This window comes from Pectobacterium sp. CHL-2024 (genome assembly GCF_044751765.1).
Taxonomy (GTDB): domain Bacteria; phylum Pseudomonadota; class Gammaproteobacteria; order Enterobacterales; family Enterobacteriaceae; genus Pectobacterium; species Pectobacterium brasiliense.
Genome location: NZ_JBIXKO010000006.1, coordinates 175477 through 188243, shown reverse-complemented (window position 1 = coordinate 188243; position 12767 = coordinate 175477). Strand labels below are relative to the sequence as shown.

General features: G+C 53.9%; 13 protein-coding genes. 6 read left to right on the top strand and 7 right to left on the bottom strand.

From position 1 onward, the window contains the following. Nucleotides 1-51 precede the first annotated feature (51 nt). The 3 genes from ansP to ACIPUG_RS11825 all read right to left on the bottom strand — a co-directional run bounded on the left by ansP (nt 52) and on the right by ACIPUG_RS11825 (nt 3253). On the bottom strand, nt 52-1503 hold the full coding sequence (gene ansP / locus ACIPUG_RS11835) for an L-asparagine permease (protein ID WP_400338499.1): 1452 nt from the start codon (nt 1501-1503) through the stop codon (nt 52-54). Nucleotides 1504-1803: 300 nt separating this feature from the next. Further along, nucleotides 1804-2544 (bottom strand): SDR family oxidoreductase, encoded by a 741-nt coding sequence (locus tag ACIPUG_RS11830; RefSeq protein ID WP_400338555.1) that lies wholly within the window; start codon nt 2542-2544, stop codon nt 1804-1806. Nucleotides 2545-2623: 79 nt separating this feature from the next. Beyond that, entirely contained in the window at nt 2624-3253 is a 630-nt protein-coding gene (locus tag ACIPUG_RS11825) for a TetR/AcrR family transcriptional regulator (protein ID WP_010282824.1), read from the bottom strand. A gap of 288 nt (nt 3254-3541) precedes the next feature. On the opposite strand from ACIPUG_RS11825, the gene ACIPUG_RS11820 reads away from it, so the two are divergent. The 3 genes from ACIPUG_RS11820 to ACIPUG_RS11810 all read left to right on the top strand — a co-directional run bounded on the left by ACIPUG_RS11820 (nt 3542) and on the right by ACIPUG_RS11810 (nt 6871). After that, complete coding sequence (locus ACIPUG_RS11820) at nt 3542-4765, top strand: Tm-1-like ATP-binding domain-containing protein (RefSeq protein WP_039525043.1); 1224 nt, start codon at nt 3542-3544, stop codon at nt 4763-4765. A gap of 13 nt (nt 4766-4778) precedes the next feature. Beyond that, nucleotides 4779-5612, top strand: coding sequence for a phosphoenolpyruvate hydrolase family protein (locus tag ACIPUG_RS11815; RefSeq protein WP_014914381.1), 834 nt, complete (start codon nt 4779-4781; stop codon nt 5610-5612). Between the two features lie 215 nt (nt 5613-5827). Continuing rightward, nucleotides 5828-6871 (top strand): alpha/beta hydrolase family protein, encoded by a 1044-nt coding sequence (locus ACIPUG_RS11810; RefSeq protein WP_400338497.1) that lies wholly within the window; start codon nt 5828-5830, stop codon nt 6869-6871. Here ACIPUG_RS11810 and ACIPUG_RS11805 read toward each other — a convergent pair. The 4 genes from ACIPUG_RS11805 to mutY all read right to left on the bottom strand — a co-directional run bounded on the left by ACIPUG_RS11805 (nt 6834) and on the right by mutY (nt 10522). Further along, a complete protein-coding gene (locus ACIPUG_RS11805) occupies nt 6834-7925 on the bottom strand; it encodes a helix-turn-helix domain-containing protein (protein WP_400338496.1) in 1092 nt (363 codons plus the stop codon). The two genes, ACIPUG_RS11810 and ACIPUG_RS11805, sit on opposite strands and share 38 nt — an antisense overlap. A gap of 95 nt (nt 7926-8020) precedes the next feature. Beyond that, the gene (gene mltC, locus ACIPUG_RS11800) at nt 8021-9094 is read right to left on the bottom strand and encodes a membrane-bound lytic murein transglycosylase MltC (RefSeq protein WP_010282844.1); all 1074 of its coding nucleotides are present in this window, start codon (nt 9092-9094) and stop codon (nt 8021-8023) included. Between the two features lie 52 nt (nt 9095-9146). Next, nucleotides 9147-9419 (bottom strand): oxidative damage protection protein, encoded by a 273-nt coding sequence (locus tag ACIPUG_RS11795; protein ID WP_005975842.1) that lies wholly within the window; start codon nt 9417-9419, stop codon nt 9147-9149. Then, nucleotides 9416-10522: an A/G-specific adenine glycosylase gene (gene mutY, locus ACIPUG_RS11790; RefSeq protein WP_400338494.1), complete on the bottom strand. Its 1107-nt coding sequence runs from the start codon at nt 10520-10522 to the stop codon at nt 9416-9418. The genes ACIPUG_RS11795 and mutY overlap by 4 nt, the downstream gene beginning before the upstream one ends. A 165-nt stretch (nt 10523-10687) precedes the next feature. Between mutY and trmB the strand changes: the two genes are divergently transcribed. The 3 genes from trmB (at nt 10688) to ACIPUG_RS11775 (ending at nt 12581) form a co-directional block, all read left to right on the top strand. Then, complete coding sequence (trmB, locus tag ACIPUG_RS11785; RefSeq protein WP_400338492.1) at nt 10688-11407, top strand: tRNA (guanosine(46)-N7)-methyltransferase TrmB; 720 nt, start codon at nt 10688-10690, stop codon at nt 11405-11407. A gap of 1 nt (nt 11408) precedes the next feature. Continuing rightward, nucleotides 11409-11753: a YggL family protein gene (locus ACIPUG_RS11780; RefSeq protein ID WP_014914389.1), complete on the top strand. Its 345-nt coding sequence runs from the start codon at nt 11409-11411 to the stop codon at nt 11751-11753. A gap of 114 nt (nt 11754-11867) precedes the next feature. Then, nucleotides 11868-12581: a DUF2884 domain-containing protein gene (locus ACIPUG_RS11775; protein WP_010282855.1), complete on the top strand. Its 714-nt coding sequence runs from the start codon at nt 11868-11870 to the stop codon at nt 12579-12581. Nucleotides 12582-12767 lie beyond the last annotated feature (186 nt).

Sequence of the window (12767 nt, the reverse complement as noted above, 5' to 3'; positions counted from 1 at the left end):
GCGGTAAGCTAAGACACTCAGGCTCGGAAACGAGCCTGAGTTTTTTCTGTCTTAACGCAGGCTGGATTCCTGCGGGTCGGCGAGCTTCACGGCTTCACGCTGCTTTTTCAGCGCGCGCCAGCCGATAATCAGCATGATCGCCAGTACCGGAATTGTCGCAACCGTCCAGGTACCGTTCGGGTAATCAAACGCCATCAATCCCAGCACACTCACCAGAAAAGCCAGCGTCAGCCATGATGTCACAGGCGCACCGGGCATTTTGAACGCCACCGGCTTGGCTTTCCCCTGACGAATCGCTTTGCGCAGCTGCATCTGACACAGAATGATGAATGCCCAGGAGCAGATAATACCGAGCGAGGCGATATTCAGGACAATCTCGAATACCTGCGACGGCACCACGTAGTTCAGCACCACGCCGATAATGTGGATGCCGACCGTGACTAAAATACCGGTATAGGGAACGGACTGGTTGCTCATTTTCGACAGGAAAGCGGGAGCCGAACCACCCAGCGACAGCGAGCGCAAGATGCGTCCCGTCGAGTACAAACCGGAATTCAGGCTGGACAGCGCGGCGGACAGCACCACGATATTCATGATCGTGCCGATATAGGGAACGCCCAGCTTGCTGAAGAAGGTCACGAACGGGCTTTGTCCTGCCTGATACGCGTTCCACGGTAGCAGGCAAACCAACAGCGCGACGGATCCGACGTAGAACAGACCGATACGCCAGATGACGCTATTGACCGCTTTCGGCAGCACCTGCTCTGGATTTTTACATTCGCCTGCGGTGGTGCCGATGATCTCGATACCGGCAAAGGCAAATATTACTCCTTGAACCAGCACCAGAGCGGGCAGAATGCCGTGCGGGAACAGGCCGCCGTTATCGGTAATCAGGTGCAGGCCGGGCGTGTTGCCATCCAACGGGCTGCCGGTACCGAGATAAACCGTGCCGACCACCAGAAAAATGGCGATGGCTGCGACCTTAATCAGTGCAAACCAGAACTCCATTTCGGCAAACCACTTCACACCAATCAGGTTCATCAACGTGACGATGGACAGTGCACCCAGCGCGAACAGCCACTGCGGGACATCGGCAAACGTGCCCCAATAGTGCATGTAGAGCGCGACGGCGGTGATGTCGACGATCCCGGTCATCGCCCAATTGAGGAAGTACATCCAGCCTGCCACGTAGGAGGCCTTTTCCCCCAGAAACTCACGCGAGTACGACACGAAGCTGCCGCTGGTGGGGCGATGCACGATCAGTTCACCCAGCGCGCGCAGGATGAAAAAGGAGAAAATGCCACAAACCAGATAGACCAGCGCCAGCGCTGGCCCTGCCATTTGCAGACGCGCACCTGCGCCAAGGAACAGCCCGGTGCCGATGGAGCCGCCAATGGCGATCATCTGCACATGGCGATTGCCGAGACTTTGGTGATAACCCTTTTCGTGGAGACGTTGCTCGGCGGCCTGACGCTCGCCATGAGGGGAGGAATGTTGTGTCATTGGTGTCCGTGCTTTCCTGTCTATCACGCATCTCTTGGCGATGCGTTCGCTATTATTATTTCGAATTCAATTGGTTATGTTTTCGCCTGTGACATTTGTTTTATGTCGGACATTCCTGTCCGCCGCATGGCAGAAAACAACGGCAGCGATGCTACCTTTTCCTGTGTGCTGTGGCAAAAAATGGAGAGAAGGAAAGTGTGTCAGAGCGTGATGGTGTGGGGTGCGGGGTATCAGACGGGAAATATTACCGCCCCGGTTAGGCGATCAAATCCAGGACGGGAAAAGCAAAAAAGCGACAGTTTACGCGCCTACATCTGCGCGCGTCGGCCCCTGAAAATGGATAGCGTTGATATGGCAACTGCGCGGCTGGATGAGCACGAAACGCATGGTTTCCCATATCGAGCGGGCGTTCAGCAGATGCTCGCCCATTTTTTCCCCGCTAGCGGGATTGTCATCAAAGCCGGTGACCTCAAAATCTGGTGGATAAAATCCCGTCACGCGGATATTTTCCTGTGCGACATGATGCGCAAGATTCTGGCTAAAACCGCTCATACCGTGCTTGGCGGCGAAGAAGGCGGGGTGGGCGATAGAGTCGTGGAACTGCGGGATGCCGCAGACGGAAACCATCGCCAGAATGTCGGCACCCTGTGAACGGCGTAAGCTTGGCAATAGCGCTTTGGTGAGCAGGATAGAACCGGTCAGGCCGGAGTTGATAGTGCTGACGATATCCGTATCGGTGTCTTCTTCCCCCAATGCGCCTTCCAGCCATTGGGCGGCGCTGAGTACCAGAATATCGACGGGCGTGCTGTCTTCCAGCAGCTGTGCGGAAAAATCTCTGACCGAATCAGGGTTGGCAATATCGCACTGATACGCGCGTGCCGTGCCGCCTTCCTGATGAATGATGTCGGCGCTGGCCTGCGCATCAGCCAGTTTGCGGGCGCAAAGATCGACCTTCACCCCTTCGCGAGCCAGCCAGACGGATACCGCTTGTCCAAAATCGCGGCCACCGCCGGTGACAATCGCGCGTTTACCTTTCAGCATCATGTGTTCCCTTGGCAACGTGTGTTCTTCCGTTGCTGCGTATCCGGTGACAGGGCGGGACGCAGCATAAATGTGTTCGTTAGGTTTTCTGTGAAGCTGCCTGTGCGGCGTCTTCTTCCGCCTGCCGTAAAATGGCTTTGGCGACCCACTGCGTGACATCCTGAATGCCATCTTCTTCCAGATGCCAGATATCTTTCAGCACCAGGAAAACCTCCGAACCATAAATAAGCGATAAGGCATAAATCACCCGCTGTTGTGCTTCCGGCGTGATTTTCCCTTCCAGCGGTTCAGTAGCAATCTTGAGCAGGCGTTTACGATTGCCGCGCGTCAGCGTATCTGTATGCAGGCGATTAGAGCGGCGATCGGCCCATTGTTGCAGTGACAGATGCAGTGCGGCACGCAGCGCACCTTCATGTTCCAGCATCCTTGGGTAAGCAAAGCGCAGCAGTTCGGCAACGCGTTCGCTGGCATCCGGCTGTGTCGGGTGCCACGCCAGAATCGGACCGAGGCTTTCACCGACAACGGCGGAGACTAACGCACTTTGCGTCGGAAAATAGCGGTAGGCTGTCGCGCGTGAAAGCTGAGCCGCAGCGGCAACATCCGTAATGGAAGGGAATATGCCTTGATCGAACATATTCATGGCAGTATCAATTAGTAAACGACGGGTTTTCGCCCGTGTTGATGTCAGTTTTTCATCCCGTTCAATCACATAGACCTCATTGAATTTTCGGGCCGGACGCTATCGGGCAGCACGGCGTTGTCGCCTGAACTATAGCAAATTGAGTGATTCTTGTGCCACGTCAAGCTTTCTTACTGTTAATGTAATGCCATACATAACATTTTGAGACTTTTGTCTCATTTGGGTATTTAATGGTTTGTCTTTCTGATACTCAAGTCTCAATATGGCGACAAATTAATCTTATCTGTTTTTTGTTTCTTGTAATTATCATTTATATCAATCTGTTAATTTTTTTTCTAACGGTGGGAGGGATACCAAGTGGGAAGTGAAGTTGGCAGCGTTTATATTGCAAGTACCGCTGATACTAAAGGAAAAGAACAGATTTACGTCCGCGATCTGATTGCCGCTACGGGCTTAAAAACCGTCACGGTCGATCTGTCAACGACACCGCCGTCAGCAGATACACGGGTGTCAGAGGCGACAGATATCAGCGCCGCAACGGTGGCCTCTTACCATCCGCAGGGCGCATCGGCGGTGTTTTGCCATGACAGAGGGCAGGCAATTAGCGCCATGGCCGTTGCGTTTGAGCACTTCATGCTGTCCCGCGATGATATTGCCGGGGTGCTGGGTCTCGGCGGCTCCGGCGGAACCGCGCTGATTACGCCCGCGATGCAGGCGTTACCGATTGGTATGCCGAAGCTGATGGTCTCGACGATGGCTTCCGGCGATATCTCTGGTTACATCGGTGCCAGCGATATCAGCATGATGTATTCCGTTACCGATGTGGCGGGCCTGAACCGCATTTCTCGTCAGGTTCTCGGCAACGCCGCGCACCAGATCGCCGGCGCCGTGAAGTTTCATATTCAGGAACATCATGACGATAAGCCCGCGATTGGCCTGACCATGTTTGGTGTCACGACGCCGTGCATTCAGGAAGCCAGTGCATTGCTGGAAGCGGAGTTTGACTGTCTGGTCTTTCACGCGACGGGCAGCGGTGGGAAAGCGATGGAAAAGCTGGTGGACAGCCATTTGCTCACTGGTGTGCTCGATCTCACCACGACTGAGGTGTGCGATTTACTGTTTGATGGCGTGCTGGCCTGCGGACCGGAACGGTTTGATGCGATAGCCAAGACGCAGGTGCCTTACGTGGCGTCCTGCGGCGCGCTGGATATGGTGAATTTTGGTTCTCCCGCCAGCGTGCCGGAGAAATACGCGCATCGCCTGTTCTACAACCACAACGCGCAGGTCACCCTGATGCGGACGACGATAGATGAAAATATCGCGATGGCGCGCTGGATTGGGGAGAAGCTGAACCGCTGTGAAGGCGAGGTGCGCTTCCTGATTCCGGAAGGTGGCTTCTCCGCGCTGGATGCACCGGATCAGGCATTCTGGCACCCGGAAGCACGCGACGCGTTTATCAGCACGCTGGAGAGCGTCGTGCAGCAAACGGCAAGACGACAGATTATTCGTCTGCCTTTCCATATTAACGATCCTTTATTTGCCCATGCCGCTGTTGATGCGTTTCGGGAATTAGTGAAATAAGAAGGGAAAAAGTATGAAGTCAGGCATGAATCGTCAGGAACTGCTGGCAAAATTCCGCGAAATGATCGCGCGCCGCGAACCGATTATCGGCGGTGGTGCAGGAACAGGCCTTTCCGCGAAATGTGAAGAAGCGGGCGGTATCGATCTGATCGTGATCTACAACTCCGGGCGCTATCGCATGGCGGGACGAGGTTCGCTGGCTGGCCTGTTGGCTTACGGCAATGCGAATGAGATTGTTGTGGATATGGCGAAAGAGGTGCTGCCCGTTGTGAAGCACACGCCAGTGCTGGCGGGCGTAAATGGAACCGATCCTTTCTGTCAGTTTGATAAGTTTCTGGATGACCTGAAAGCGCTGGGTTTTTCTGGCGTGCAGAACTTCCCAACCGTTGGTCTGATTGACGGTAATTTCCGCGCCAATCTGGAAGAAACCGGCATGGGATATGCGCTGGAAGTGGACATGATTCGTCTGGCGCATGAAAAAGACATGCTGACCACGCCTTACGTGTTCAGTGCGGCAGATGCCGTCGCGATGACGAAAGCGGGGGCGGATATTATTGTGCCGCACATGGGGTTAACCACCGGCGGCAACATTGGGGCGGAAACCGCACTTAATCTGGCGGATTGCGTGCCGTTGATTAATCACTGGGCGGATGAAGCGAAATCCATCCGTAAGGATGTGATTGTGCTGTGCCACGGCGGACCGATTTCAACACCGCAGGACGCACAGTTCATTATGGATCACTGCCCGCAGTGCGATGGTTTTTACGGTGCCAGCTCTATGGAGCGGCTGCCGACAGAAACCGCGTTAACGGCTACTACACAGCAATTCAAAAAAATTAAGCGTTAACAGACTTTTTTGGTTCTATACCCAACGGACTTCCTAAAGCAGGAAAGAAGGCGGGTAAATTTTGCGCCAATATCAGGGAATGCGGCCAGCACATGCTGGCCGTAGTTTTTTGTGTATTAAACAGAGGTACTAAATGGCGTTTTAGGTCGCATCGGCAAGAAAGTCATTGTTATAAATGCTATTTTTCACAGTGCAGAAACTTCGGAGAAATAGGTATGACATGGCGTATCACGATAGGACTACTTACGAACTTACTACTCAGCTTTGCTGTGATGGCAAACACGGGCATTGGGTTTCAACAAATAACGTTAGCGGATGAGGCCACTAACAGGCCGTTGGACGTCGCCGTATTTTATCCGGCTTCATCACCATCGGAGACGACAACCATTGGTGAAAATATTGTTTTTCCCGGCATCGCCGTGAGTAAAAATGCCGTGCCTGAGTCCGGTGAGCATCCCTTGATTGTCGTTTCACACGGCTACGGCGGGAGTTGGTTTAATCAATTTTGGCTGGCACAGGCGTTGGTTAAACAAGGCTATATTCTCGCCGCGCCCAACCACCCCGGAACCACCTTTAAAGATATGCGAGTTGAGAAGGCTCAGGCATTGTGGCAACGGCCTCATGACCTCAGTCGCGTGATTACGGCATTACTCGCCACGCCAGAAAAAACGGGGCAGGTTGATGCGAAGCGTATTGCCGCCGTGGGTCACTCATTGGGAGGATGGACGGTACTTGAGATGGCTGGTGGGCGCTTTAGTACGGAGCAATTTGAGAAGGATTGCCTGACGCACGCTGGGCTGGCGTCCTGCAAGGTGTATGAAAAGATGCAGGTTGCAAAAAATGCCGCATCGCCTGCGCAGCTTGATAAATCACTCGCAGATCCACGTATTAGCGCCGTGATTTCGCTGGATATGGGGCTGGCGCGAGGGTTTACCGCAGAGAGTCTGGCGGCGATAAACATTCCTGTCCTGATTATGGCGGCGGGGTATCCCAATGAGGAATTACCCGCCAGGCTGGAATCCCACGATCTGGCGCAGAAGCTGTCACCAGCGCATTCAGCGTATAAAGAAATTGCCGACGCAACGCATTTTAGTTTTATGCAGCTTTGTAAACCGGGCGCCGTTGAAATCATCAACGCCGAGAACCCGGGCGACGGCATGATTTGTCTCGACGGCGGTGAGCGTTCCCGTGAGCAGATCCATCAGGAAGTTGGGAAGGATGTCAGCGATTTTCTTCAGGCGGCGTGGCGGAAGCCGTAGTCTGTTCCTGAAGTGGGTACTGACTACGCCAGACGCTCGGACTTACCCCCGTTAGCCGCAGAAATTCGCGGTTGAAGTTTGATTTAGTCTGAAACCCGCTGGCCAGCATGATATCTGTGATTCGATCATCTGTTTGGCTGAGGAGGCGCTTAGCCTCCTCGATGCGATATTCGTTCATCACCTGCGAGAAATTACGACCGTGAACGCGGTTGATGGTTTCGGACAGGCGTCGGAGCGGTATGCCCATACGCCTGCTCAGGCGCTGAAGCGTCATGCCCGGATCGGTGTACAGCGCGTGAGTGCGGATGAAATCATCTAACGCTTTCGCGAGCTGGTGTTCGTCTTCGGTGGCGGGTACGGCTTCAGGCTTCTGGTCAGGTGGAACGACAAGCCCTGCCTGCGCAGACGTGCGGTATGTGACGATCAGCAGGGTCAATATCACCAGCATAATGATGTGGAATGCGGTGATGATGGTTGTCGCGCTATTGCCGCTGTAGAACGCGATATCCAGAGCAATGACGGTGTCGATAGCGCCGGAGATAAGCACATACAGCCCGGCGATAAACGGCGCGCTTTTCCATCTAGGTAATGACGTTTGCAGACGGCGAGCGCGGTAAATCAGTGCTGCCCCATAACCGAAGTAAATACTCACCAGCATCAGATCGATAAGCGGAACGGTTATTCTGTTCTGGATGGCGCCTGCGCCAAGGATGAGTAAAGGCGGTAACAGATGCCAGAGATCGCGTCGATGTCTGCGGGTTACGTCCTCAGATGCCTTGTTGCCGTGGGGGAAAAGGCACAGCCATAGCAGCGGCGGAATCAATGCGGCAATCGCGGGTTGAATAAACACGGGTAAGGCAACATGACTGCCCCAGCGTAACGCCACCAGCGTCAGGGCAAGACAGCTTACGCCGATGAGTACCGCTTCTGCCGTTGCACTGCGTTTTTTGGTGTTCTTGTTATGGGAATGGTTGTGAATAGCCAGAAACTGGATGCGAAAAAACAAAATAACCAGCAGAAGTGCGGTAATAAACGGTAAAGGAATCGCGGTCATTGTGTTTATCAACAACGTTACTGTAGATATCTGGTCTGATGAAACCGCGCTGCCGGAGTAAACTCGGTAGCGCGGCGTTCTGTGGTGCGCGTGAATTAGCGGCGGTAATTTTTCTGTGCCGTGTTCACTTTGTACAGATAGCGACGTGATTCACCAGACGGGTGCTTCGTCGTCAGCGTTTGGTAGACATCGCTCGGTGACATGTTGTTGATAATGCCCACGGCGCGATCGCGATCGCTGGAGAAGACGCGCAATACGCTGCCTGCGCCACCGTTATACGCGGTGATGACGGCGTAGCGTTTCGACGTCGGGTTCTCAATGCCGGCCAGATAGCTATTCTTAAGAATCGACAGATAGGCGGTACCCGCGTCGATGTTTTGTTCTGGATCGAACAGGTAACTACGGCTCGGTTGTCCCCATTTCCCTTTCATCTTGAAAACGTCGCGTCCTGCGCTGTGTTGCACCACCTGCATTAGACCCAGCGCATCGGAACGGCTGACGGCATAAGGGTTGAAGCTCGATTCTGTCTGCATAATCGCCAGAATCAGCGACTCTTCAATACCGTAACGCTCGGAGGCTTTACGCACCAGCGGCAGGTATTTGTGCGCACGTTTATCCAGATGGTTAGGGACGAGCTGCATCGTGACCGACCAGATAACGTGCATGCCGGAGGTGCGTTTTTGCAGACGGTTCTGGAGCAGGTAATCTGCAAAGCTGGCGGCACGGCCTTCCCAGCGGATCGGCTGTCCAGTGTTGTCCAGCACCTGTCCGTACAGCAGCGGTTCGCGGCTGATTTGAATATCGTTAGCGTCGGAATACAGATCGGTGTTACTGGCGTCATCGCCCATCAGCAGGGTCGTGATAATCGCCTGGCGCAGGCTGGCAACGGAATTGGTGGCCGAAATGGTTTCGATCGTGATTGAACCGGCATCAAAGTTGATGTGGCTACGCGTCTTATATTGATCGGTGTATTTGACGTAGTCTTTCGGGCCGGCGATCAGTACTTCATTCATCCCCCAGATATTTTCGATGTTGTTGGCGAACTGGCCCATCAAAATATCGAAGGCGTTGGTATCCTTGAGAAACTCTTCGTCGTTGGCATTCCCTTTGTTTCCTGAACAGGAAACCAGCAGTGGTGCAATCACCAGCAGAGCTAACATTTTCTTCATATAACAAGCCGTGTCGGAATGGGGACGTAAGCGGGCCCGAAAGCCCGCAATCTCAGTGGCTCGGAGGCGTATAGCCTTCGATGTGTACGTCCTTCCCTTCAAACAGGAATTTGATCATTTCCTGTTCCAGCAGCTTACGGTCGTCAACATTCATCATGCTGAGTTTTTTCTCGTTGATCAGCATGGTTTGTTTGGTTTGCCACTGCGCCCAGGCTTCTTTGGAAATTTCGTTATAGATGCGCTTGCCCAGATCGCCGGGGTAGAGCTGGAAATCCTGCCCTTCGGCGTCGCGTTGTAAAAAAGTACAAAAAATCGTTCTGCTCATGCTTCTTCCTCATCAATTTCGCAGGCTTTCAAATGTGTTGACTGCGGGTGAGCCAACTCCCTCAGCAAGCGTTCTACCGGGGCGGCCAGTCCGACAGACGGCGGCTGCGCTAAGTTATACCAGAGACCTGCATCGTCATCCATGCAGGACCGGTTTTGTGAGCGGTCGGTCTGCGATACGCCCAGCCAGAGCGGAACGATATCCAGATGAAAATGGCTAAAGGTATGGCGGAACGCGACAAGCTGTTGCAATCCATCAGGATTCAGACCGCGTTGTTGCAGCCAGAGTTCCAATTCCCGACGTTCGCTGAACTGTGGGAAGCAAAATAGCCCGCCCCACAGGCCGACGGCAGGGCGCTGTTGCAGCCAGACCTGAGAACCCTGTTGCATCAGCAGGAACCAGCCGGTTTTCTCCGGCAGCGTCTGCTTCGGTTTCTTGCCGGGGTATTGCGCCCAGCTATGGTTGGCGTAGGCAATGCAGCCGGTGTTCAGCGGGCACAGCTCGCACTTGGGACGGCTGCGGGTACAGACCATCGCACCGAGATCCATCATCGCCTGATTAAACTGGCTGACGCCCTCGGCTGGCGTGACGTCTTCACTCCGTGCCCACAGTTTCTTTTCGACCTCTTTCTTGCCCGGCCAGCCGTCAACGGCGTAGCAGCGTGCCAGCACGCGCTTCACGTTACCGTCGAGAATGGGGTAATGCTGGCCGAGAGCGAGCGACAGCACCGCGCCGGCGGTGGAACGTCCGACGCCTGGCAATGCCGCGACTTCATCAAAGGTGGTAGGGAATTCGCCGCCGTGACGTGACACGATAGTTTGTGCCGCTTTGTGCAGGTTGCGCGCGCGGGCGTAGTAGCCCAGCCCTGTCCACAAGTGGAGCACTTCGTCCAGCGGGGCTGCCGCCAGTGCGTTTACGTTCGGAAAGCGTTCCATAAAGCGTTGGAAATAGGGAATAACCGTGGTGACCTGCGTTTGTTGCAACATCACTTCGGATAGCCATACTTTATAGGGAGTTTTCTCAAGCTGCCACGGCAGGGTTTTGCGGCCATAGCGTTGATACCAGTCCAGCACCTGATGGGCGAACTGTTGCGCTTGCATCATAAAATGGGGTCACTATCCGACAGATAAAAAGTTTGACAGCGATTCCAGCACAGAGTGAATGTGCTGTAAACCGGAACTTTCCGAGGCAGTGGGCTTGCTAAACCACGGTATCCTTGCATAATGCGCGTTTCCTTAATGAAATCGGACAGCAAGTAAGCACTCTTTATGATTAACAACGTCATTTCACCGGAATTTGATGAAAATGGGCGCCCGATGCGTCGTATCCGCAGTTTTGTCCGCCGTCAGGGGCGTTTGACGAACGGGCAACAGCTGGCGCTGGATAACTACTGGCCGGTGATGGGCGTGGAATATCAGACCGAGCTGGTCGATTTTAACGTGCTATTTGGTCGTGACGCGCCGGTAGTGCTGGAAATTGGGTTTGGAATGGGCGCCTCGCTGGTGACGATGGCGGCACAGCACCCTGAGCAGAATTTCCTCGGTATCGAAGTTCACCTGCCGGGCGTGGGGGCCTGTCTCGCTGCCGCACAGGAGGCGGGAATCAGCAATCTGCGCGTGATGTGTCACGATGCGGTCGAAGTGCTGATGAATATGATCCCGGATGGCTCACTGTCCATGGTTCAACTCTTCTTCCCAGACCCGTGGCATAAAGCCCGCCATAATAAACGCCGTATCGTCCAGGTACCTTTCGTCCAACTGGTACGGAGTAAGCTGAAAGTCGGCGGCGTGTTCCATATGGCAACAGACTGGGAACCTTATGCGCAACATATGCTCGAAGTGATGACCTCTGTCACCGAGTACCGTAATCTTTCCAATAATAATGAGTACGTTGAGCGGCCGGAGTCCCGCCCGCTGACGAAATTTGAAGCACGTGGCCAGCGTTTGGGGCATGGCGTGTGGGATCTGATGTTTGAGAGGATAAAATAAAATGGCACAAGCTCGTAGCCGTCGTTTACGTAAAAAGCTTCATATCGATGAGTTTCAGGAATTAGGTTTTTCTGTCAGCTTCCGCTTTCCAGAAGGCACTAGCGTAGAAGATATCGATCAGCTGATGGATAAGTTCGTTGACGACGTCATTGAACCACAAGGACTGGCATTTGAAGGCAGCGGTTATTTGCTCTGGGAAGGTCTGATCTGTCTGCAAAAAATTGGTCACTGCACCGAAGAGCATCGCCAACTGGTTAGCCGCTGGTTGGAAGAGCAGAAACTGACTGACGTGAAAGTCAGCAACCTGTTCGATATCTGGTGGGATCTGCCAGAACACCTGCTGTAATCCTTGGTCTTATCAAGGCATGCCTGAGCTGATTCTGGCTCAGGCGTTATCCGCCTCCTCAACGGGCGGATTACCGCTCTCCCGCTACTGCCGTTGTTTTCTTCAGGAGAAAATATGTCGCGTAAAATAACCCTGGGTTTATTGATGTTGCTGTCCTGGCAAGCGCAGGCAGCCTACCAGTGCAACGTGAACCCGCAGGACGACATTATTATCAGTCCGCAACACGTACAGGTCGTGGGTGCCAGCGGCAATTTACAACTCTCCCCGCAGGGCGATATCGTCCGTAACGGTACGCCGCTGACTCTGAACGCCGAACAGCGCCAGAAGGCCAAAGCCTATCAGGCAGATTTACGCCAGCAGCTGCCGTGGATCGATCAGGGCGCGCAGCAGCATCTTGAAAAAGCGCGGGTCGCGCTGGATAACGTGATCGTGCAGGAGCTTGGCAGCGACAGCAATGTGCGCAATCGTCTGACTACGCTGGATAAACAGCTCAAGCAGCAGATGAACCGAATTATCGAACACCGCACCGATGGCCTGACGTTTCACCATCAGGCGATTAAGCAAGTTGAGCAAGATGGCAAGCAGCTTGTGCAGCAAAGCATGGGCGGCGTCTTGCAGGACAGCCTGAACGAAATGGGCGTGAAACAGATGTCCAGCGGCGGCAACCCGCTACAGGCGATGATGGGCAACCTCGGTGGTTTGCAGAAAGCGATTCAGGCCGAGTGGAACAATCAGGAGCTGGAGTTCCAGCGCTTCGGCAATGATGTATGTAGCCGCGTCACATCGCTGGAAAACCAGCGCAAGAGTCTGTTGCAGACGCTGAAGTAAACTGGCGTCGCTTAAGGAAACGGGCTGAGGCCCGTTTTTTGATCGTCCTTTTCCTCTCACCCCTTCTCCGTATTTTCCTTTTCGGTCTGACCGCTTTACCTGTAACCGAATGCCTCATGAAATTCATTGATTGTTACCTTCATGCGTTATGATTATTTGTACTAGTAACATAGAGTGACAATCACA